The organism is Mesorhizobium yinganensis (assembly GCF_040081985.1).
In the GTDB taxonomy this organism is placed as follows: domain Bacteria; phylum Pseudomonadota; class Alphaproteobacteria; order Rhizobiales; family Rhizobiaceae; genus Kumtagia; species Kumtagia yinganensis.
Map to the genome: position 1 here is coordinate 1 of NZ_JBEBMH010000037.1, position 20,418 is coordinate 20,418.

General features: G+C 63.1%; 17 protein-coding genes, 1 tRNA gene and 3 pseudogenes. 15 read left to right on the forward strand and 6 right to left on the reverse strand.

Going from position 1 to position 20,418, the window contains the following annotated elements; translation table 11 throughout:
- Nucleotides 1-197 precede the first annotated feature (197 nt).
- The 4 genes and pseudogenes from ABMA59_RS32745 to ABMA59_RS32760 form a co-directional block, all read left to right on the forward strand.
- Nucleotides 198-452, forward strand: a pseudogene (locus ABMA59_RS32745) (ABC transporter permease subunit); the annotation flags it as partial.
- A gap of 5 nt (nucleotides 453-457) precedes the next feature.
- A complete protein-coding gene (locus tag ABMA59_RS32750; protein ID WP_349009565.1) occupies nucleotides 458-2,152 on the forward strand; it encodes an ABC transporter ATP-binding protein in 1,695 nt (564 codons plus the stop codon).
- 9 nt (nucleotides 2,153-2,161) lie between these two features.
- The gene (locus ABMA59_RS32755; protein WP_349009566.1) at nucleotides 2,162-2,995 is read left to right on the forward strand and encodes an NAD-dependent epimerase/dehydratase family protein; all 834 of its coding nucleotides are present in this window, start codon (nucleotides 2,162-2,164) and stop codon (nucleotides 2,993-2,995) included.
- A gap of 72 nt (nucleotides 2,996-3,067) precedes the next feature.
- Nucleotides 3,068-4,057 (forward strand): D-2-hydroxyacid dehydrogenase, encoded by a 990-nt coding sequence (locus ABMA59_RS32760; protein ID WP_349009567.1) that lies wholly within the window; start codon nucleotides 3,068-3,070, stop codon nucleotides 4,055-4,057.
- Between the two features lie 92 nt (nucleotides 4,058-4,149).
- Here ABMA59_RS32760 and ABMA59_RS32765 read toward each other — a convergent pair.
- Nucleotides 4,150-4,638: pseudogene (locus ABMA59_RS32765) on the reverse strand (IS6 family transposase); the annotation flags it as partial.
- 68 nt (nucleotides 4,639-4,706) lie between these two features.
- Here ABMA59_RS32765 and ABMA59_RS32770 point away from each other — a divergent pair.
- Nucleotides 4,707-5,566, forward strand: a pseudogene (locus ABMA59_RS32770) (transposase).
- A 45-nt stretch (nucleotides 5,567-5,611) separates the two neighbouring features.
- On the opposite strand, the gene ABMA59_RS32775 reads toward ABMA59_RS32770, so the two are convergent.
- The 3 genes from ABMA59_RS32775 to ABMA59_RS32785 form a co-directional block, all read right to left on the reverse strand.
- A tRNA-Arg gene (locus tag ABMA59_RS32775) sits at nucleotides 5,612-5,688 on the reverse strand.
- A 425-nt stretch (nucleotides 5,689-6,113) separates the two neighbouring features.
- Nucleotides 6,114-7,604: a sensor histidine kinase gene (locus tag ABMA59_RS32780; RefSeq protein ID WP_349009569.1), complete on the reverse strand. Its 1,491-nt coding sequence runs from the start codon at nucleotides 7,602-7,604 to the stop codon at nucleotides 6,114-6,116.
- Between the two features lie 283 nt (nucleotides 7,605-7,887).
- Nucleotides 7,888-8,745, reverse strand: a complete 858-nt coding sequence (locus ABMA59_RS32785; protein WP_349009570.1) for a hypothetical protein — start codon at nucleotides 8,743-8,745, stop codon at nucleotides 7,888-7,890.
- Nucleotides 8,746-9,182: 437 nt separating this feature from the next.
- Between ABMA59_RS32785 and rpmH the strand changes: the two genes are divergently transcribed.
- The 3 genes from rpmH to yidC are packed head-to-tail and all read left to right on the forward strand — an operon-like array spanning nucleotide 9,183 to nucleotide 11,548.
- Nucleotides 9,183-9,317, forward strand: a complete 135-nt coding sequence (rpmH, locus tag ABMA59_RS32790; protein ID WP_287093473.1) for a 50S ribosomal protein L34 — start codon at nucleotides 9,183-9,185, stop codon at nucleotides 9,315-9,317.
- Between the two features lie 16 nt (nucleotides 9,318-9,333).
- Nucleotides 9,334-9,687, forward strand: a complete 354-nt coding sequence (gene rnpA, locus ABMA59_RS32795) for a ribonuclease P protein component (RefSeq protein ID WP_349009571.1) — start codon at nucleotides 9,334-9,336, stop codon at nucleotides 9,685-9,687.
- Between the two features lie 13 nt (nucleotides 9,688-9,700).
- A complete protein-coding gene (gene yidC / locus ABMA59_RS32800; protein ID WP_349009572.1) occupies nucleotides 9,701-11,548 on the forward strand; it encodes a membrane protein insertase YidC in 1,848 nt (615 codons plus the stop codon).
- Nucleotides 11,549-11,822: 274 nt separating this feature from the next.
- Here the strand turns inward: yidC and ABMA59_RS32805 are convergent, their stop codons facing one another.
- Nucleotides 11,823-12,455, reverse strand: coding sequence for a TetR/AcrR family transcriptional regulator (locus ABMA59_RS32805; RefSeq protein WP_349009573.1), 633 nt, complete (start codon nucleotides 12,453-12,455; stop codon nucleotides 11,823-11,825).
- Between the two features lie 101 nt (nucleotides 12,456-12,556).
- Between ABMA59_RS32805 and ABMA59_RS32810 the strand changes: the two genes are divergently transcribed.
- The 5 genes from ABMA59_RS32810 to ABMA59_RS32830 all read left to right on the forward strand — a co-directional run bounded on the left by ABMA59_RS32810 (nucleotide 12,557) and on the right by ABMA59_RS32830 (nucleotide 16,533).
- Nucleotides 12,557-13,420 carry an NAD(P)H-binding protein gene (locus ABMA59_RS32810; protein WP_349009574.1) on the forward strand — a complete coding sequence of 288 codons (864 nt, stop codon included), beginning with the start codon at nucleotides 12,557-12,559 and terminating at the stop codon, nucleotides 13,418-13,420.
- A gap of 1 nt (nucleotide 13,421) precedes the next feature.
- Nucleotides 13,422-13,901, forward strand: coding sequence for an anthrone oxygenase family protein (locus tag ABMA59_RS32815; protein WP_349009575.1), 480 nt, complete (start codon nucleotides 13,422-13,424; stop codon nucleotides 13,899-13,901).
- A 158-nt stretch (nucleotides 13,902-14,059) separates the two neighbouring features.
- On the forward strand, nucleotides 14,060-14,698 hold the full coding sequence (locus ABMA59_RS32820) for a CatB-related O-acetyltransferase (RefSeq protein ID WP_349009576.1): 639 nt from the start codon (nucleotides 14,060-14,062) through the stop codon (nucleotides 14,696-14,698).
- A 2-nt stretch (nucleotides 14,699-14,700) separates the two neighbouring features.
- Complete coding sequence (gene yihA, locus ABMA59_RS32825; RefSeq protein WP_349009604.1) at nucleotides 14,701-15,354, forward strand: ribosome biogenesis GTP-binding protein YihA/YsxC; 654 nt, start codon at nucleotides 14,701-14,703, stop codon at nucleotides 15,352-15,354.
- Nucleotides 15,355-16,020: 666 nt separating this feature from the next.
- Nucleotides 16,021-16,533 (forward strand): hypothetical protein, encoded by a 513-nt coding sequence (locus tag ABMA59_RS32830; RefSeq protein WP_349009577.1) that lies wholly within the window; start codon nucleotides 16,021-16,023, stop codon nucleotides 16,531-16,533.
- A 249-nt stretch (nucleotides 16,534-16,782) separates the two neighbouring features.
- Here the strand turns inward: ABMA59_RS32830 and ABMA59_RS32835 are convergent, their stop codons facing one another.
- Nucleotides 16,783-17,472, reverse strand: coding sequence for a TetR/AcrR family transcriptional regulator (locus ABMA59_RS32835; RefSeq protein WP_349009578.1), 690 nt, complete (start codon nucleotides 17,470-17,472; stop codon nucleotides 16,783-16,785).
- Nucleotides 17,473-17,581: 109 nt separating this feature from the next.
- Between ABMA59_RS32835 and ABMA59_RS32840 the strand changes: the two genes are divergently transcribed.
- On the forward strand, nucleotides 17,582-18,805 hold the full coding sequence (locus tag ABMA59_RS32840; RefSeq protein WP_425476024.1) for an HlyD family secretion protein: 1,224 nt from the start codon (nucleotides 17,582-17,584) through the stop codon (nucleotides 18,803-18,805).
- 22 nt (nucleotides 18,806-18,827) lie between these two features.
- The gene (locus ABMA59_RS32845) at nucleotides 18,828-20,414 is read left to right on the forward strand and encodes a DHA2 family efflux MFS transporter permease subunit (protein ID WP_349009579.1); all 1,587 of its coding nucleotides are present in this window, start codon (nucleotides 18,828-18,830) and stop codon (nucleotides 20,412-20,414) included.
- Nucleotides 20,415-20,418 lie beyond the last annotated feature (4 nt).

Here is a 20,418-nt window from a genome sequence, read left to right on the forward strand (position 1 = left end):
GATAGTCCGGTTCGGCGCGAGATGTCGCGGATCGAAAGATGGTCTCGGTAGTGCCAGCGTCGGATGACGCTCAATAACTCCATGTCGATCACTCCGATGTCCCCCACACAATCCGTGTGGGAGGAGCTTCAAACATGGGTCAATTCTCGATGGAAAAACCTCCGTCGACTGGGTCACTTCTCAGTGGAAATCAACACTCGCACATCATCGCGGCGGTGACGCTAGCTATCCCGAGCATGATCCTGGCCGAATCCGCGCTCAGCTTTCTAGGTCTCGGCCTTCAACCGCCGATCGTTTCTTGGGGCGTCCTGCTGCAGGACACACAGAATGTGCGGGCCATCACGCAGGCGCCATGGCTTTTCCTACCGGGCTTTTGCGTCGTCATCGCCGTGCTCGCACTCAACTTCCTCGGCGACGGCCTCCGCGACGCCGCAGATCCATACTCGAAGTGACAACCATGGCTGAACAACCGAAAGCCAAGACGCCGATCCTCATTGTGCGCAATGTCTCGGTAGATTTCCCCATCCGCAATGGCGTCGTCCATGCCGTCAAGAACCTCTCCTTCGACCTGCTGGCTGGGGAGACGCTGTGCGTCGTCGGCGAGAGCGGCTCGGGCAAGTCGGTGACGGCGCGCGCGATCCTTCAGCTTCTGGTCAAGCCGGGCAGGATCACGAATGGTGAGATCATCCTGCGCTCCCGCGACGACGAGACGGAGATCGACATCGTCAAGCTCGGCGCGACGGGTAAGGCGATTCGCGATGTTCGCGGCCGGCGCATCGCGATGATCTTTCAGGAGCCGATGAGCAGCCTTTCGCCTGTTCATACGATTGGCCACCAGATTTGCGAAGCCATCATGCTGCATGAGCCGGTGAGCGGGGAGGAAGCGCGCCGGCGCGCGGCGAAGCTGCTCGACCGTGTGAAGATCCCGAATCCCGAAAGGGCGCTGGATCGCTATTCCTTCGAGTTCTCGGGCGGCATGCGGCAGCGCGCCATGATAGCGATGGCGCTGTCCTGCAATCCGGACATCCTGATTGCCGACGAGCCCACCACCGCCCTGGACGTGACGACGCAGGCCGAGATCCTGTCGCTGATCCGCGAGTTGCAGCACGACCGCGGCATGGCGGTCTTCTTCATCACCCACGACATGGGCGTCGTGGCGCAGATCGCTGACAGGGTGCTGGTGATGTTCAAGGGCGACCCGGTTGAGACTGGCGACGTCTTCGAGATATTCGGATCGCCAAAGGAACAGTATACGCGGGCCCTGATCGGCTCCGTGCTGAAACTGGAAAAGCCGGCGCCACGGCCGGCGCGTCCCGCGAATGAAAAGCCGCTTGCACAGGTCAACGACCTTTCTTTGCACTTCATGACCGATCCGGGCGGCTGGCGGCGACCGCCGACCTATTTCAAGGCCATAGACGGCGTCAGCCTGACCATCAACCAGGGCGAGACGGTGGGCGTGGTCGGCGAGAGCGGCTCGGGCAAGACGACGCTCGGCCGCACGATCCTTCGTATCTACAACCCCACCAGCGGGCGTGTGGACTATACGCGCGCGGACGGCTCCCATGTCGACATGGCGAGACTGAACAGGGACGAGATGAAGGCGCTCTATGGCGAAGTTCGCATGGTCTTCCAAGACCCGCATTCTTCCCTAAACCCGCGCATGACGGTGTTCCAGATCATCTCTGAGCCCTTGCGCATGAACACCCGTATGTCGGAGAAGGATATCCGCGGCCGAGTATCGCAGTTGCTGGAACGCGTCGGCCTGCCCGCCGAAAGCGGCGATCGCTATCCGCACGCGTTCTCGGGAGGGCAACGCCAGCGCATCTCCATCGCCCGCGCCATCTCCCTCAACCCCCGCCTGATCATCGCCGACGAGCCGACTTCGGCGCTCGATGTGTCGCTGCGCCACCAGATGCTCGACCTGATGCGCGGACTGCAGACCGAGTTCGGCCTGTCCTACCTCTTTATCAGCCACGACATCTCCGTGATTCGCTATTTCTGCGACCGCGTCGCCGTGATGAAGAATGGCAGGATCGTCGAGATTGGCGATGTCAGGCAGATCTGCGATGCCCCGCAGCATCCGTATACCCAGACGCTGATCCGCGCGGTTCCGCGGCCGGATCCCACCCTGCGGCAGCTCGCCCAGACTTGAGGGTTAAAAATGTCACGTATCCTGCTCACAGGCGCCGCTGGCCGCCTTGGAACCTACCAACGCCGTCGCTTCGCCGAGCTGGAGCTCGATGTCCTGGCGACGGATATCGTCCAGCCGCCAGGAGCGCCGCCCCTGGAAATCGCGGATTTCTGCGACCCGGCGCAGGTGGCCCGGCTGATGCAGCAGGATATCTCCGCCGTGGTCCACCTTGGCGGCGTCGCCAACGAACAGCCCTGGCAAGCCATCCTCAGTGCCAATATTGTGGGCACATACAACATATTTGAAGGCGCGCGCCTCGCGGGCGTCAGGCGCATCGTCTACGCCTCCAGCTATCACGCCGTGGGCATGTACCCGGTCGATGACATGCCCGTCGACACGCATGCCGCGTTACGGCCAGACTCCCTTTACGGCCTCAGCAAGGGTTTCGGCGAAACCCTGGCGCGGCTGTACCACGACAAGTTCGGCATCGAGTCCATGTCGATCCGGATCTGCACGGCGCTCAGGCCGAAGACCGAGCGCGAACTGCATCTATATTGCAACCAGGACGATCTGTTCGACCTGGTGAGGACCGCCATTGAAGCGCCGCGACTAGGCTGCAAGCTCGTATACGGCATCTCCGAGCGGGACGGCGCGTGGTGCGTCAACGACGAGGACCAGTTGCTCGGCTGGGAGGCGAAGCACCGTTCGAGCGAGCTGCCGCCTCCTGGCGGCAACAGTTGGCCATCGCGCGATCCCAGCTATGTCATGCTCGGCGGCGTCTTTGGTATCCGCGGCCACCCGGATGACCTCGACGTTCTGGCCCCGGCCCCGATGGCGGGCGCGGGGCGCTCGCAGACAAACTAGGCGCGCCGGCGCGTCACCCGAGGTCTGAAAGCAGTTGCCGCCGGCGTGCCGCGACGGATTGGAGCGTTGAAGATGACTAGCCAACCTGTCTATGTTGCAAGCAATCTTCCATTCGACGCGGGCCAATGGAAGCGACTCGAGGATGCGATCGGACCGAATCTCATGATGCGGGTCGATCCGGCGGACGAAGCCGCCAGCGCCGAGGCGTTGCGGAAAGCGAAGGTTGCCATACTTTCGGGAGATCTTGATGAACGACATCTCGGCGCACCCAATCTCAGATGGATCCATTGCGACCATTCGGGGTTGACCAAATCCGCCAGACCAGAGATTTTCAGGCGTGGCCTTCTCGTTACCGGGTCGGCCGGGAGATCGGCACCTGCTCTTGCAGAGCACGTCATGATGTTCGCACTCCTGCTAGGGTCGCGCTATCCGGACTTCTATGAAAGCCAGAAGCGGCATGAGTGGAGGCGCACGCCGGACATGGCAGGCCTCCGGGCCCTCTGCGGCCGGACAATCGGTATCCTCGGGATGGGCAAGACTGGCATGGAACTGGCCAAGCGCGCGAAAGCGTTCGAGATGCGCGTGCTCGGCTATCGTCGTCGCGACCTGCCCGTCCCGCCGGGGGTCGACCGCATGTACAGCACCGACAAGGGCGAAGGGATCAACGACATCTTGAAGCAGGCCGACATCTTGGCACTGGTCTTGAACCTGTCGAACGACACTTACCACCTGATAGGACGCGACGAGATCGCGTTGATGAAGTCCTCGGCGATCATCATCAACCTGGCCCGGGGACAGGTCGTCGATCAGGATGCGCTCGTAGACGCGCTAAGGAGCAACCGGCTCGCGGGTGCCGGTCTCGATGTCACGACCCCCGAGCCCCTGCCTCGCGACCATCCGCTATGGGATGTCCCGAATCTGCTGATAACTCCGCACTTCACGGCTGCTGTCCCCGACAGGAGCGAGCGGTCCCTTGCAATAATCACCGAGAATCTACGCCGGTATAAAGCGGGCGAGACTCTACTCAATCTGCTCACGCCGGAAGACGTCTACACGTATTGACTGACGGCGCGTGAAGTCATGGTCGCGGAGCAAGCAAAGCGGTACCGTCGCCTTAACTCGGGATGAAGCGTGCGGAGGCTCGAGGGCCGTTTTCACCCGGCGGTCGGGATGGTAATCCGGCTCCATGTTTCCATGGAAGCCGTTCGAAGTTTGCGATACTGGGCTGAGGTGAGAAGGTTGCGCGGATAGTGGAAGAGATTTGCTATCGGGCCGTGGATGGAAACGAAGCGCTGACATTGCCGGCTCGACTTGAAACGCTTCATCGTCCGCTCCCGTCTTCGGACGATAAGATGAGAATTCTCCGCCGTGTTGTTCAACCCCTTGTGGGATCGATGTTCCATGTCGGGCATGAGTTCGTTCCTTGCCGCGCCATATGAACGAAGATTATCTGTAATCATGACGCGGGGTGCGATACCCTGTTGCTTGAGCAGCTTTCGCAGTAGCCTCAGCGCAGCTTTACGGTCTCTTCGGCTTTGCACAAGGGCGTCGAGAACATGGCCGTTTGCATCGACCGCTCGCCACAGCCGGTGTTTCCTGCCCTTGATGGAAACGACCACCTCATCGAGGTGCCAGTTGGAGGCCTCGAAATACCTCGCCATTGACGTCCCGAACTGATTCACTGTCCCGGTAATTTGGGGGGAGGGAATGGATGCGGGGACAGGCAGGGTTTTGGGACGTTGACGAGCGGTATATCCGTCTGAGCGAGGCCGGCGATCCGCTGGAAAAACTGAATGCGGTAGTGCCGTGGGAGGTCTTCCGGAAACCACTGGCCAAGGCGCTGAAGCGCTCGGACGGCGCGAAGGGCGGCCGGCCGCCTTACGATCCAGTAATGATGTCCTGGTGCTGCAGGCGCTCTACAGCCTGTCGGATGACCAGGCCGAATTCCAGATCATGGACCGGCGCACCTTTGGCCGGTTCCTTGGTCTTTTGGATGCTGGCGACAGAGTGCCGGACGCCGAGACGATCTGGCTGTTCCGGGAGCACCTGACGCAGGCCCGCGCGGTGGAGAACCTGTTCGCCCGCTTTGACAAGCACCTCACCAAGGCCGGTTATCTTGCCATGGGCGGGCAGATTGTCGACGCCAGCATTGTTGCGGCACCGAAACAGCGCAATACCGACGCCGAGAAGGCCGACATCAAGGCAGGCAAGGTACCGGACGCGTGGAAGGACAAGCCCGCGAAACTGCGGCAGAAGGATCGCGACGCGCGTTGGACGGTGAAGTTCTCGAAGGCCAAGGCGGCCGAGGATGGCAAGCCGCAGCAGCGCGACATCGCCATTCCCGCCTTCGGCTATAAGAACCATGCCGCGATTGACCGCCGGCATGGCTTCATCCGCGGCTGGAACGTCACAAGCGCGGCGGCCTATGACGGCGCTCAGCTTCGCAATTCAACGAGGAAACAACGAAAATCCCCCAGAGACCGCTTCCATATGTCTCCGAGCGGTCCAGCCGGAATCGGAGCAAGGCATCAGCATCGAGGGGAAAGGGGAGATTTCTCTTCCGCAGACTAATATCTTTCTCTAGTCTGCGGCATCCTGCTAAGCTATTGAAAAGATTGGCGCGCCCGAAGAGATTCGAACTCCTGACCCCCAGATTCGTAGTCTGGTGCTCTATCCAGCTGAGCTACGGGCGCGCGGAAGGCCGTAACGACGACCCGCGAGGGTCAGCCGACAGGCCAACCGCAAGCGAGACGTTCCCTAATGGCTGGCTTTCGGAAAAGCAAGCCGCCGCAAGAAACTTTTGATGGCGCCTGTGGAAGGGTGGCCGTGGGCTTTCGCCCTTCTCGTCTTTCGAGGTCGTCTGTCCCGATCCCTGCGACCGATCGAGTGCTTGTGGGCCGATCGCCGCAACGGCGCCGGCCATGGATGGGGTACGCCTGCGCCGGTTGGTGCATCGCGCACCTGTGCAGACCATGCATCGAGCGGGCCGGCCGGTCGCGGACCGAACAATCATGTGGCGGGAAAGCGGCGTCTGAAGCGGGGTGGTCAATGGGCCTCTCGATCTCGCCGACGTGACGCGAGTGCGATCCCTCATCGGCGAGGTGGAGACGCAAGCCGGTCAACCATGCCTCCGCAGGCCGCCGCGCGCTTCGTCCAATCGTACCGGCTGGTCGGGGATGGTCACCGAAAACACCGTGCGGCCGCCACGGCTCTCGACCAGCTCCAGCGAGCCGCCATGGGCGCGCACCAGTTCGTGGGCGATGGCGAGGCCGAGCCCGGTGCCGCCGCTGCGCGCCGCGCCGCGGAACGCCGCGAACAGGTTTTCGCGCGCTTTCTTCGGCAGGCCGGGACCGGTGTCGGTCACCAGGATGCGGCTGACGCTGCCCTGCCGCTCGGCGGTGATGCTGAGCCGGTTGACGGCGGCGGCCTCGGTCTCGGCCGTCATCGCCTGCACCGCGTTGCGGCACAGATTCGTCAAGATGCGGAAAAGCTGCTCGGCGTCGGCGTCCACCTCGAAAGCGGCATCGACACCGTTGACGAACTCGACGCCGCTCTCCGGCTCGATGCCGAGCAGATTGTGAACCTCGTCGACGACTTGCCGAAGCCTGAGCCGCCGGCGGGCGGGCGGCGGTTCCTGGGTACGGCCGTAGGCCAGAACGCCTTCCGAATAGGAGACGGCGCGGTCGAGCGCGCGCAGCAGGCGCGGCGCCAGCGCCTGCACGGTCGGATCCTTCACCGTGCCCAGCCTGTCCGACATCAACTGCGCGGAAGCAAGGATGTTGCGCATGTCGTGGTTGATCTTGGAAACGGCGAGGCCGAGATCGGCCAGATGTTTCTGCTCGCCAAGGGTCTTTTGCAGCCGCGCCTGCATGCCCGCCAGCTCGCGCTCGGCGACGCCGATTTCGTCGCCCCGGTCCTCCGGCCGGATAATCTGCGCGGGATCGTCGGGCCGGCGCGAAAAATCCAGCATGGAACGTGTCATCGCCCGGATCGGCCGGATCATGATGCGGTCGATCGTGTAGAAAACCAGCATGGCGGTGATCAGCGAGATCAGCAGCGACAGCAGCGCGACGTTGCGCGAATAGTCGAGCATCGCCACGCGCAGCCGGCTGTCGGGGATGATCAGCTCGAATTCCTTGTTGCTGTCGCCGACCTTGCCGAACACCCTGAGGACGCGGCCGCCGCCATAGACCAGCGTGTCGACCGCCCCGGTCATCGCCTCGAACAGGCCGATATTGCCGAGGTCGATGTGCTCGTCGACTTCCGGCGGCACCTCCGTCACGACCAGCAGGCGCGACATGCCGTCGTCGCGCACCGCGATCGCCTTGGCGCCGATGGCCATCAGCACGTCGTCCTGCACCTGCCGCGACAGGCTGTTGGCGTCTTCCTCGACAAGCACGATGGAAAGCGCGGCCGCCGTGCCCAGCCGCTCTTCCAGCCAGCTTAGCCGGAAATTGGCGATCGACGGCACGAAGATCAGCACTTCGGCGATCAGCACGAAACAGGCGGTCAGCACAAGCAGCTTGGCGGAAAGGCCCCTGGCCAGCGAGACCGTCCTCGTGGCGTCGGTGGGGTCTTGCCTGTCGTCCGCGATCTCCCGGTCGCTCATGCGGCCGTATGGTCCTTCTCCAGCGGCCGCGCAATGTTCTCCGGTGTGAAGGGCGGCACGTGCAAGCAATGAATGCAACATGCCGGCGACATTCGGGCAGCACGGTCAAGATAGGGGATTGCGCCGCATTTGCCAAATTGGCCGATCGAAGGAGGCGGGTGTGCTGATGGGTGGGCGGTTTTATTTCCCGGGGGGAAAATCGCAGCCGCGCTCGCCGCCACGCCGCGAAAAATCGGCGCCGGCCGTCGACCCTTCGGTTTACGGTGTCCGGCCAGCGTCGCGGTCATGACGTGTCGCGGCGATCCAGCGCGTAGACGGCGAGCGCGTGGGCATGGGCAAGAATTTCGTCGACCTCGCGGATTTTTCCCGGATGGGTCGCGCCCGGCTCGTAGCGCGACAGCCGGCCGCCGGGCGGACGTCCGCGCCGCAGCGCCGAGACGCGCCGGCCGGAGACGGGGCCGTCCCGCGCGATTGCGGCGTCGCGCCGTGCCTGCCAGCGGGCGAAGCGTTGTGCCTGGCCCGGCAGGTCGTCGAGCGCGGCGCCGAGCGCGGCAAGGCGCTGGCCGAGACGCGCGGCATCGATCGGATCGTTGGAAGATGGCGGCGGCGGCAGCGGGCGGTACGTCGCGCCGAAATCGAGGCCGAGGATGCGCGGGGCGGCGTGGGCGGGCACAGCGCGGCGGGGGACGTGGAACGGTCGACGCGGCGGATCGAGCAGGGACAGCGAGAGGGTGCGCGGGGCGGGCTTGGGACGTTTCTTCGGGCCCTTTGGCAGGAAGGCGCGGGGCCCTCGCAAGGTCGCGGGCTTTGGCTTGCGCGGGCGTAGCGGCGGAAGTGTTACCACGATCCCACGCGCGGCCGCGATGATCAGCCGCCGCGCGGCGGCTTCGGCCGGACGCAGCAGCCGCAGGATGGCGAGGTAGAGATGGCGGGGGAGGCTAAGTGCCGGGTTAAGTGCCGGGGACAGTTTACTTTTTTCCGCCAGCACCAGCCTTGAAGCGGCTGCGTCCTTCCGCGGAAAGAAAGTAAACTGTCCCCCAGCGCCAACGCCCCCAGCGCCCATCTCGGCCATGGCGACGAGCGTGACGAGGATGCGTTTCAACGCCTCCCAGTTTCGTTCGATTGCCGCACGTCCGTCCATCGCCACTCCTTCCAGGCCGGCGAGGATTGTCGCTCAGGTCGGGAAGGTGGGGATGAACTCGCAAAAAATTCACGGCACGCGGCGGCGGGCGATTGGTCAAGCCATTGAAAACGTGGGGGAGGGACCACCGGAAACAAAAAAATTTCTGGACGGAACGGCATTTCCCATCCCCTTTTCAGAGGGCCGTCGAATATTCCGCCTCCGGCGAGCGGCGGAGCAATCTGATAGGACCATGCCGTGCGGAGCGATCCGCCGCCTCTTCGCCCGATCGCAGGCGAAGCCGCCGATTGACTCGAAATACCTCTGCCCCTATAAGCCCGCCACGCTCGGGCGCGGTCGTCCGGCGCACCTTTTGTGTGCGCCTCGCAATGCCCGGCAAAGCTCCTGTTACTCGGTGACAGAATCAAGAAGGGCCGCACGCCGCGGTATTAAAACAAATGAAGCGTACCTATCAGCCGTCCAAACTCGTCCGCAAGCGCCGGCATGGTTTCCGCGCGCGCATGGCCACCAAGGGTGGACGCGACGTCGTCGCCGCGCGCCGCAACCGTGGCCGCAAGCGTCTCTCCGCCTGAACGAGAGGCCGGCGCGTTGCCGGTTTCCGGCATCTCCCAGCCGGCTGCTCCCGCGCGCCTGCGCAAGCGGGAAGAATTTCTGGCCGTCCGGCGTGGTGAAAAACGCCGCGGGCGGCTTTTCCTCATGGAAGTGCTGGATCGTGGCGATACGGCCGCGGCCCGCGTCGGCTTCACGGTGACGAAAAAGGTCGGCAACGCCGTGGTCCGCAATCGCGTGCGGCGGCGCCTGAAGGAGGCGGTGCGCGTCCATGCCGCCCGTGACATGGCCGCCGGCCATGACTATGTCATCGTCGGGCGCGAGGATGTGCTGACGGTGCCCTTCACGCAGCTTGCGGACGAACTGGCGCGGCGCATCCGCCCGAGGCGTTGAGATCTAGGACCCGATGGAAAACAACCGGAATTTCTTCATCACCATCGCGGCGTCGGTGCTGATCCTGACCTTGTGGCAGGTGTTCTACATGAACCCCCGCATCGAATCGCAGCGGGAAACCGCCCGCATCGAGGCGGAGCGCGTGGCGGCGGAGCAGAAGGCGGCGCAGCCTGCCCAGCCGGGAACCGCCGGAACCGATGCCGGCGTGCCGCCGCAGGGTGGTGTGCCGGGCCTTCCCGGTACCGATGGCGCGACGGAAGCCGGCCGCGAGCAGGCGCTCGCCAAGGGGCAGCGCGTGCCGATCGATACGCCGAGCCTTTCCGGTTCGATCAACCTGACCGGCGGCCGGCTCGACGATCTGCGCCTGAAGGATTATCGGCTGACCGTCGATCCCAACTCGCCGACCATAGAACTGCTGAATCCGCAGGTTTTGCCGAATGGCTATTTCGCCGAGATCGGCTTTGTCGGCAACGCCGAGACCGGCGCCGTTCCCGGTCCCGATACGGTCTGGACCGTCGAGGGCAACCCGACGCTGACCCCCTCCACGCCGGTCACTCTCACCTGGACGAACGACAAGGGCCTGACCTTCAAGCGCACGATCAGTGTCGATGCCGATTATATGTTCACGGTCTCCGACACGGTAAGCAATGCCGGAACGGTGCCCGTTAGCCTCTCGAACTATGGCCGCGTCACGCGCTTTGACAAGCCGCTGCACCCCGCCGGCTGGGTTCTGCACGAGGGGCTTATTGGCGTTACCGATGTCGACGGTTCGGGCAAGCTTCATGAGCACACATACGCCTCTATCGAGGAAGACAAGCAGTCTCAGCCCGACAAGACGTCACAGGGTTGGCTGGGCATCACCGACAAATACTGGGCGGTGACGCTGGTCCCTTCGACGAAGCAGCCGTTCCAGCCGCGCTTTGCCTTTTTTCCCGATGGCCGCCCCCGTTATCAGTCCGATTTCCTGACCGACGCCATTCCCGTGGCACCCGGTCAATCGGCCACGGTCGAGACCATGGTCTTTGCTGGCGCGAAGGAAGTCGCCAAGATCAATGCTTACGAACAAGGTCGCAGCATTCTGCGCTTCGACCTTCTCATCGACTGGGGTTACTTCTATTTCATCACCAAGCCGATGTTCTGGCTGATCGACAACCTCTACAAGCTGCTCGGCAACTTCGGTCTCGCCATCCTCGCCACCACCGTGCTCGTCAAGGCCGTGTTCTTCCCGCTCGCCAACAAGTCCTACAAGTCGATGGCGAACATGAAGAAGGTGCAGCCCAAGATGCTGGAAATCCGCGAAAAATACGCGGACGACAAGATGAAGCAGCAGCAGGCGATGATGGAGCTGTACAAGACCGAGAAGATCAACCCGATCGCCGGCTGCTGGCCGGTGCTGATCCAGATCCCGGTCTTCTTCGCGCTCTACAAGGTGCTCTACATCACCATCGAGATGCGGCATGCGCCGTTCTTCGGCTGGATCCAGGACCTTGCCGCGCCCGATCCGACCTCGCTGTTCAACCTGTTCGGCCTGCTGCCCTTCGACCCCAGCACGGTGCCGGTGTTCGGGCATTTCCTGATGCTCGGCGTGTGGCCGATCATCATGGGCATCACCATGTTCCTGCAGATGCGCATGAACCCGACGCCGCCGGACCCGACCCAGGCGATGATCTTCAACTGGATGCCGCTGATCTTCACCTTCATGCTGGCCTCGTTCCCGGCCGGCCTGGTGATCTACTGGGCCTGGAACAACACGCTGTCGGTCATCCAGCAAGGCGTCATCATGAAGCGCCAGGGCGCCAAGATCGAGCTGTGGGACAATCTTGCCGGGCTGTTCAAGCGAAAACCGACGCCGGCGGAGTGACGGCTGGCGGGTGCGTCCTTCGAGGCTCGCCCGCCGATAGTATCATTCAATCTGCTGCGTCGTGCGGGCTCGCACCTCAGGATGAGGGAGGTCGTACCTGCAACGCAAATCGTCGAAGTCCGCGACGTAGTATCGGCGAGCCATGAGAATCCGCGACGTCAACGATTGGCGTTGCAGGTAGGACCTCCCTCATCCTGAGGTGCGAGCCCGCCCGACGGCGCCTTGTTGAGCGATAATCTCGAAGGGCGAGCCTCGAAGGACGCACGGCTCACTTCTACAGCAATACCGCCAGCGCCATGCGTTTATAGGCCTCGACCAGCGCGTCGCCTTCGGCGCGCGGCACCGAGATCGCCAGCCGCATCGCCTCCTCGCCGAGATGCATGGCGATGAAGGCCGATGTTTCCAGCGCTTGCGGGTCGGCATCCGGCCTGATCCGCCTGAGGGTTTTGGCGACGAGCGCGCCGTTGCGGCGGCTGTCGGCCAACTGCGCGTCGCGCAGCGCCTTGTCGGCCTGCGCGCCGAACCAGATATCGCGCATCACCGGTTCGGCCAGGAAGATGCGGTAATAGATGTCGATCAGCGCCGAGAAGGCGCGGCGCATGTCATCCTCGCTTGTTACATCGGCCATGCCGTCGGCGATGCAGCGGCGGCCCGCTTCGTTGTAGCGCTCGACCAGCGTGCCGACGATCGCGCTCTTGTCCGGAAAGAACTGATAGAGCGAGCCGATCGACACGCCGGCGCGCTCGGCGACCTCGCTCATGCGCAGGGCGTCGCTGCCTTGCTCCGCAATCAGCGCGGTCGCGGCGGCCAGCATCCGCTCCACCCGCTCGCGGCTGCGCTTTTGCGTCGGCGTCTTGCGCGGCCCCGCAGCGTTGCCGGCCTCGGCCACCCCTGTCGGATTCTCCATATCCCGTTCGTCCTTCTTCCGAATGCCGCTTGACATTCATAATATGAGGATTTATTACATTTGCAAATATGAGGATTACTCATATTTAGATGGAGGTTTCGATGACCATCAATACTGAGGAAAAGCCGGTCCTTCTGGTCGGCGGTTATGGCAAGACCGGGCGGCGCGTCGCCCAGCGGTTGCAGGCGCGTGGAGTGCCGGTGCAGGCAGCCTCGCGTTCGGCAGCGCCGGCGTTCGACTGGGAAGATTCCGCGACATGGGCACCGGCGCTGCAAGGCGTGCGCACGGCCTACATAACCTACTACCCCGATCTTGCTGCGCCCGGAGCGGCGGACGCCATTGCGGCCTTCGCCGCGGCGGCTCTCGATGCCGGCGTGCACCGGTTGGTGCTGCTGTCCGGGCGTGGCGAACCCGAGGCTCAAAGGGCCGAGGAGGCGCTGCAGGCATCGCGTGCCGACTGGACGATCGTCCGCTGCGCCTGGTTCAACCAGAATTTTTCGGAAAGCTTTCTGCTCGACCCGATCCTGGCCGGCGTGGTCGCGTTGCCGGTCGGCGGCGTGCGCGAGCCCTTCGTCGATGCCGAGGATATCGCCGATGTGGTGGCCGCGGCGCTCACCGACGACCGCCACGTCGGAAAACTCTACGAACTGACCGGCCCGCGCCTCCTGACCTTCGGCGAGGCCTTGGCCGAGATCGCGGCGGCGACCGGCCGAAAAATCCGGCTGGAGCAGATATCGGCGGGCGAATTCTCCAACCTGCTGGTGGCGGAAGGCGTGCCGGACAGCCTGGTCCGACTGATCGTCATGCTGTTCGCCGAGGTGCTGGATGGCCGCAACGAATCCCTCACGGGCGGCGTCTTCGAGGCTCTGGGCAGGCCGCCGCGAGACTTCGCCGACTATGCAAAGGAAACCGCCGAAGCCGGGACATGGACGCCGCGCCGTGCGCGCCGTGCGGTGGGAGCGTGAGATGAGCGACCGTGTGTTGCAGACCCTCACAATCCTAGCCGCACTCGGCTCCGGCGTCATGGGCGGCCTGTTCTTCGCCTATTCGACCTCGGTGATGGGGGCGCTTGGGCGGGTTGCGCCGGCCGGCGGCATCGCGGCCATGCAGGCGATCAACGTCGTCATCCAGAACCCGGTGTTTTTCATCGCCTTCTTCGGCCCGGCGCTGCTCGCCATCGTGCTGGCCGCCGCGGCCCTGCTCGGCTGGCACGGCGGCAGCGCGGTGGCTATTTGCGCCGGCGCCTTCTTCTATCTCGTCGGCATCATCGGCGTGACAATCCTCATCAACGTGCCGATGAACAACGCGCTCATGGCGGTCGATCCCAACAGCGCCGAGGGCGCGCAATATTGGAGCACCTACCTGACCAACTGGACGGCGTGGAACCATGCCCGCACCGTCGCCGGCATCGCCGCCTGCCTGTCGTATATCCTGGCGCTGCGCTAGGCTTGTCGGCCAAGGGATGGCCGCCATGCGCGGCCGTTTCCGCTTGAACGGTTTTCTGCCCCGTGCAATGAGCCGAAGCGATCGAGAAGCAAGCGCCCGGCCGGCGGGCGGGCGACCGGCGCGGAAAGATGCTTCCGACCGACGGAGCGAGGCGCGCCATGCACGGACCCCACCCGAACATAAAACACCCGATCCCGATGCATTCGCGCGTGGGCTACCTGAAGCCGCTGGTCGAGGCGGAGAACATCGAGATCGGCGATTTCACCTATTACGACGATCCGGACGGGCCCGACCGGTTCGCGGAAAAATGCGTGCTGCACCATTATCCGTTCATCGGCGACAAGCTGATCATCGGAAAGTTCTGCGCCATCGCCGAGGGCGCGCGTTTCATCATGAACGGCGCCAACCATGCGATGTCCGGGTTTTCGACCTATCCGTTCAACATCTTCGGCCACGGCTGGGAGGAAGGGTTCGACGTGTCGACCTGGGAACAGGAAGTGCGCGGCGATACGGTGATCGGCAACGACGTGTGGGTAGGCATGGACGCGGTGATCATGCCGGGCGTCAGCATCGGCAGCGGCGCCATCGTCGGCGCGAAGTCGGTGGTGACGCATGACGTTCCCGCCTACGCCATCGTTGCCGGCAATGCGGCAAAGGTGGTGAAGAAGCGTTTCGACGAACGCACCATCCGACGCCTGCTCGAAATCGCCTGGTGGGACTGGCCGGTGGAAAAAATCACCCGCAATCTGAATGCCATTCGCGGTGCCGACCTGAAGATGCTGGAGGCAGCGCAGTGAGCATGACGACGAACCCGGCCGATACGACACCGGACTTTTTCGCAAAACCGTGGGTCTTCATCCGCAGCGTACCGTCGATGGACCTGCTGCCGCCGCAAGGGCCGGCCGAGATCGCTTTCGCCGGCCGCTCCAATGTCGGAAAATCGTCGCTGATCAACGCACTCACCGGCAAGAAGGGGCTGGCGCGCACCTCCAACACGCCGGGCCGCACCCAGGAACTCAATTATTTCGTGCCGGACGGTTTTACAGGGGAGGGGGCCGACCTGCCGCCGCTGGCGCTGGTCGACATGCCCGGCTACGGCTACGCCAAGGCGCCGAAGACCGAGGTGGATCGCTGGACCAAACTGGTGCTCGACTATCTCAGAGGCCGCGTCACGCTGAAGCGCGTCTACCTGCTTATCGATGCCCGCCACGGCATCAAGGCGAATGACCTTGAGGTGATGACGCTGCTCGACAAGGCCGCCGTCTCCTACCAGATCGTGCTGACCAAGATCGACAAGATCAAGGCCGCCGGCGTCCCGCGCCTGCTGGCGGAGACGGCGGAGAAGATCAGGAAGCGACCGGCTGCTTTTCCGGAGATTATTGCGACGTCGTCGGAGGAAGGCGAGGGAATTGAGCCTTTGCGTGCTGCGATTTCGTTGGTGGTGACGCAGTAGGCGTCGCGAGCATTTTCTTTTCTGGGGCGATTATCCTTTGAAGCAAGTGTCATGGAACCGGTCTAGTTGCGCATTCTTTGTCAGGAACCTCTTTGACCCCGTCTCTCACAATAGTGAGCGTGCGCCTTGGAAAGCTTTGGACGACGACAAAGCCAATTTTCTCACAAGCTACGACGCACCGCGTCACATTCAGGGGCGCCTTATTGTCCCGTCCGAAGATGTTTACTCCATAAGTGCCGCTTGAGCAGACCGCAGCGGCGCCATCCGACGCGCGGTGCATTATGACGCTGTCAAAAGTCTCGCCACCATAACATCCGGCCAACGCCGCCACCGAGAAAATGACGGCTCCGAAATTATGAGATTTCATGGATGAGTCCGTCTCTGCGCAATGTGATGCGAGAGGATAAAGCGTTGCCGCACACCGTCAACGGAGCTGCTGGCACGCACTAGCTAGCGGTTTTCGTCTGGCAAAGTAAAACTCCATAAAATTACGTTAACGTAAGGGTAAGTCAACGCCTAGGCGGCAACAATCGATTGTCACGGATTGTTGATTGGCCTACGGCTAGAGTCGCTTTCCACAGGTGTCGGCAACATCGATTATCTGATTATCAGACGAAGAGTTGCCTTTTCCTCAAGGTCAGCCTATATTAGGGCATGGCATTGGCGTTGCGCGAATATCTCCACGCTCGTCGTTCGGAGCTTGCCGAAGAAATCGGCACGCTCCGTCTCGAAGTCATGGAAAAGGAGAAGGAACTGGCGGAATGCCGGTCGCTTTTGGCTAGTCGTGAGCGTGAAATGGCCGATGTTGATCGTGCTGCATCGGCAATCCAGATGGTTAACAGAGTCCAAACGGACATTCCCAAACCCCTCCCGGACATCAAGGCTACCCGAAAAGGGACGATCAAGGACTACGTTGTTCAGGTTTTGTCCGATCATCCCGGTGGTCTTGTCGCGCTCGACATTCTTGCGAAAATGAACGAGCGGTTCGGGACCGAATTCGAGAGGACAAGCCTCAGCCCACAACTTACTAGGCTGAAGAATGATGAGATCATCGATCGCCGGGGCATGGTTTGGCATCTACTAGACACCGGAAAAGACGAAGGCCCGGACGACAATTCGTCCGGGCCTTCTATGGGAGACGTGTCCGTGTGGCAAGCGGTAACCAGATTACCCGTTTAGGAGCATCCTAGTTATGCTCGACCTTGGAGGCGCTTCGCGTTGCGGGGCGCCTTCATCATACAACAATATGGTCCGTATGGCGGAAAGTGTCAAGAGATTCAGCATCTTACACTTCTCGAAAGCCGCGAAAGACGGGCGATTACAAGAGTTTATAGGCCTTTAGGAACCCAGCATCGGTCCGATTGATGAGGCCGCATATTTTGCTCCGGCCTCGAAGGTCATCAAGCACGAGACACGATCGGGTGTCCCCTACCTGCCCTTCCCCACCCCATACGCCTTCAAAAATACCTCCACCCCGGACGTCACCACACGCTTGACCTCTTCCTCGGTCGGCGGCGCGCTGCGGTAGCCGAAGATGCATTGGCGGAACAGGCCGGCCATGCACAGGTCGGCGAACTGGTAGGCGGCGAGGTCGACGTCGGGGATGGCGAGCCTGCCGTCCTTGATTGCGCGTTCAAGATATTCGGCCAGCTTGTCGTGGCCGCGCTTCGGGCCGCGCTCGTAGAAGCGCACACCGAGTTCCGGCATGCGTTCGCAGATGCTGATCACCGTGCGCTGCGCCTTCAGCACCGTCGGCGAGGTGATCTTCCAGGCGAGCGCGATGCCGTAGCGGATCAGCGTCTCGCGCACGTCGCCCTTGCCTTCCAGCGCGTCATAGAGATTGGCGAAGATCGTGTTGCGCTCGTCCTCGATCAGCGCCTCGAAAAGTTCTTCCTTGTTGGCGAAGTAGACGTAGATGGTGCCCTTCGAGACGCCGGCCTCGCGGGTGATGTCGTTCATCGAGGCGGCGTCGAAGCCCATGTTGATGAAGATGCGGCGCGCGCCATCGATGATCTGCTTGCGTTTGGCGGGATCCTGGCCCGCCACGCGGCGGCCGCGGGGCAGGCTTTCCAGCGTGTCGTCGGCCGTCGCCACTGCCGACGTTGTGTCAGGAGACATCGTTTCCTCGAAAATATTCGAACCAGGCGGTTCGATTGCCTCTTGATATGCCTCTTTTAACGCGCTAAGTCAAGATCGAACCGAACGGTTCAGTTCAATCTCAAGGCCGATGTCCATGTCCGTCCGCACAGCCACAGCCCCGGTGTCCGAAGCGCTCGCCGATGCCTCCGTGCATCCGTTCCCGGCCATGAAGAACGTTCCGGACGCCGAGCGTCCGATTCCCGAGATCGCGCCGTCGCCTCCGGCCGCGGCGGCTCCGCCGGCCCGCAAGAAGCGGTCCGTGAAATCGTTCCTGCTGCCCATCATCGGTCTGGCGCTGCTGGGCGGCGCCGGCTGGTACGGCCATGAGTATTGGACCGTCGGCCGCTTCATGATCTCGACCGACGACGCCTATGTGCAGGCCGACATGGCTTTCGTCGCGCCGAAGATCACCGGTTACGTCGCGCGGCTCAATGCCGACGAGAACCAGCACGTCAAGGCCGGCGACCCGCTGGTGACGATCGACGACGGCGACTACCGCATCGCGCTGCAGCAGGCCGAGGCGCAGATCGACGTGCAGACCAGGACGCTGGACCGCATCAAGGCGCAGACGGAAGCCGCGCGCGCAGCCCTTGGTCAGGCCGAGGCGCAAAAAACTTCGGCGACCGCGGCGGCCGGCAATGCGCAGAGAACCTCCGATCGCGCCACCAAATTGCTGAAGACCCAGGTCGCCACGCAGGCGCAGGTCGACGACGCGCAGACGGCGGTCGACCAGGCCAATGCCGCGCTGGTGGGCGCCGATGCGCAGATCGCCAGCGCCAAGGCCAATATCGGCGTGCTCGACGCGCAGTATCAGGAGGCGCAGGCTTCGATGCGCAATCTGGAGCTTGCCCGCGACAAGGCGGCGCGCGACCTGTCCTTCACGGTGCTCCGCGCGCCCTATGACGGCGTGGTGGGAAACCGCGCGGTGGAAGTCGGCGACCTCGTCTCGCCCGGCCAGAAGCTCGCCGTCGACGTGCCGCTGAACAAGCTGTACATCGTCGCCAACTTCAAGGAGACGCAGCTTGCGCAACTGGCGCCTGGCGAGAAGGTGAAGTTTTCGGTCGACGCGATCCACAGCGACGCGTTCGAAGGCACGGTGTCCTCGCTGGCGCCAGCATCCGGCGCGGTGTTCTCGCTGCTGCCGCCGGAAAACGCCACCGGCAACTTCACCAAGGTGGTGCAGCGCGTGCCGGTGCGCATCGACGTGTCGGAGGCGGCACTTGAGTCCGGCAAGCTGCGCGCCGGCCTGTCGGTGATCGTCGACGTCGACAGCCGCACCGCGCCGCCGACCAAGACGGCCAGCATCAACTAAGAGGCCTCCCGGAGGCACCACCATGGCCACTGCTACCGCTACAATGGGCGCCGCGCCCGCGGTGCCACACGACGCTATGCCGGCTCGCCGCGTCATCGCCTTCCTGGCGATGGTGTTCGGCATGTTCATGGCGATCCTCGACATCCAGATCGTCTCGGCCTCGCTGGCCGAGATCCAGGCCGGCCTCAGCGCCAGTTCGGACGAGATATCCTGGGTGCAGACGTCCTACCTGATCGCCGAGGTCATCATGATCCCGCTGTCAGGCTTTTTGGCGCGCCTCGTCTCCACCCGCGTGCTGTTCGCCGCCTCGGCGGCGGGGTTCACGGCGGCCAGCGCGCTTGCCGCCACCGCCACCAACATCGACCAGATGATCGTCTACCGCGCCATCCAGGGCTTTATCGGCGGCGGCATGATCCCCAGTGTCTTCGCCGCCGCCTTCACCATCTTCCCGCCGTCGCGCCGTGCCATCGTGTCGCCGATGATCGGCCTCGTCGCCACGCTGGCGCCGACGATCGGCCCGACCGTCGGCGGCTATCTGACCAACGCCATGTCGTGGCACTGGCTGTTCCTGATCAACGTCGTGCCGGGCATCATGGTCGCTACCGCGACCTGGATGCTGATCGATTTCGACAAGCCGGAACCCGGGCTGCTGAAAAAATTCGACTGGTGGGGCCTGGTCGGCATGGCCGCCTTCCTCGGCTCGCTGGAATTCGTGCTGGAGGAAGGGCCGACCAACGACTGGTTCCAGGACGAGGCCGTCTTCATTTTCTCGATCGTGCTGGTGGTCGGTGCCGTCGTCTTCTTCTACCGGGCATTCAGCCAGGAGGAGCCGATCGTCGACCTCAAGGCCTTCACCAATGTGAATTTCGCCTTCGGCTCGCTGTTCTCCTTCGTACTCGGCATCGGCCTCTACGGCCTGACCTATCTCTACCCGGTCTATCTCGGGCGCATCCGCGGCTATGATTCCCTGATGATCGGCGAGGCGCTGTTCGTCAGCGGCCTGGCGATGTTCCTGACCGCGCCGGTCGCCGGCTTCCTGTCCAGCAAGATGGACCCGAGGAAGATGATGATGATCGGCTTCCTCGGCTTCGCGGCGGGCACATGGCGGATGACATATCTGACTGCCGACTGGGACTTTTATGAACTGCTCGTCCCGCAGATCCTGCGCGGCGTGTCGTTGATGCTGTGCATGGTGCCGATCAACAACGTGGCGCTGGGCACGCTGCCGCCCAGCCGGCTGAAGAACGCGTCCGGCCTGTTCAACCTGATGCGCAACCTCGGCGGCGCGGTCGGGCTGGCTGTCATCAACCAGGTGCTGATCGACCGCAACGCCTTCCACTACGAACGGCTGGCCGAGCACGTCACCTGGAGCAATCCGGAGGCGCTGCAGAAACTGAACCAGATGACGCAGAATTTCCAGTCGCACGGCTATGACGGGCCGACGGCGGCGCTGTCCAAGCTGAGCGGCATGGTCAGCCAGCAGGCGTCCGTCATGTCGTTCATGGACGTTTTCACCATGCTGACCATCCTGTTCGCATCATTGGCCTTTTTCGCCCTGATGATGCGCAAGCCGGCGCCTGCCCATGGCGGCGGCGGAGGCGGGCACTGAGGCG